The sequence below is a fragment of the Polaribacter sargassicola genome (assembly GCF_021991835.1).
In the GTDB taxonomy this organism is placed as follows: domain Bacteria; phylum Bacteroidota; class Bacteroidia; order Flavobacteriales; family Flavobacteriaceae; genus Polaribacter; species Polaribacter sargassicola.
Map to the genome: position 1 here is coordinate 1 of NZ_JAHDAU010000116.1, position 328 is coordinate 328.

The 328-nt window shown below is 71.0% G+C and carries 1 protein-coding gene; it reads right to left on the minus strand.

Translation table 11 applies throughout. The features are described 5' to 3' along the window. Positions 1–328, minus strand: a 328-nt coding sequence (locus KI686_RS17530) for a carboxyltransferase domain-containing protein (RefSeq protein ID WP_237590340.1), incomplete at both ends; no start/stop codon positions are given.

Here is a 328-nt window from a genome sequence, read left to right on the forward strand (position 1 = left end):
TCGAACAGCGGATCGGTGCTGACCGTGTACCCGAATCCGGGCGCGAATCCCGAGAACGCGACCTGCCACTCGGCGGTGAGGTGCCGGTTCACGACCTCCTCCGCGGAGACGCCGAGCAGCGTCGCGACCTCATCGAGGTCCTCGCCGTCGTAGCGCACGGGAACCGTCACCTCGCGGGTGTGCGGCACGTGCTCGGCATCCACCTCGGTCGACTCCAGCACCGCTGCCAGCTCGCCCGCCGAGACCCTCAGCGGGTCGAAGCGCACCAGCACGGTGCGCGCGCCCGGGATCCGCTCGATGACGCCGGGCACTCCGTCCCACGCGAGGT